This is a genomic window from Colwellia marinimaniae, from assembly GCF_002207865.1.
Taxonomy (GTDB): Bacteria; Pseudomonadota; Gammaproteobacteria; order Enterobacterales; family Alteromonadaceae; genus Colwellia; species Colwellia marinimaniae.
In genome coordinates this window covers 1-256 of the sequence record NZ_BDQM01000369.1, presented here as the reverse complement: position 1 = coordinate 256, position 256 = coordinate 1, and the positions used below count along the sequence as shown (strand labels likewise).

General features: G+C 58.6%; 1 protein-coding gene. It reads left to right on the top strand.

Translation table 11 applies throughout. The annotated features are described in order from the left end of the window. Positions 1–256, top strand: a 256-nt coding sequence (locus MTCD1_RS23750) for a class-II aminoacyl-tRNA synthetase family protein (protein ID WP_235013407.1), incomplete at both ends; no start/stop codon positions are given.

The window sequence follows — 256 nt, the reverse complement described above, 5'->3', positions numbered from 1 at the left end:
GGGTCAGCTCGATATTCCTAATTGGCTTTACCCGGTGGAACCGCCGCCCCAGCCGATATATTCAATTAGCGGGCATCCAGAGATTGCCGAATTCCTGGCTGAAGAACGCGCGCCAATTCTTCCGCAGCGTCGTCTTCCCGAACAGGTTCGTACTCGAATGGCGACCCGTGAGCGTCTTATTGAGTCGGGGGTGGAGGCCTATCCGCCTGACTGTAAGCCTGACCACCGGCTGGGTGACGTCGCCGTCGAGCTGACT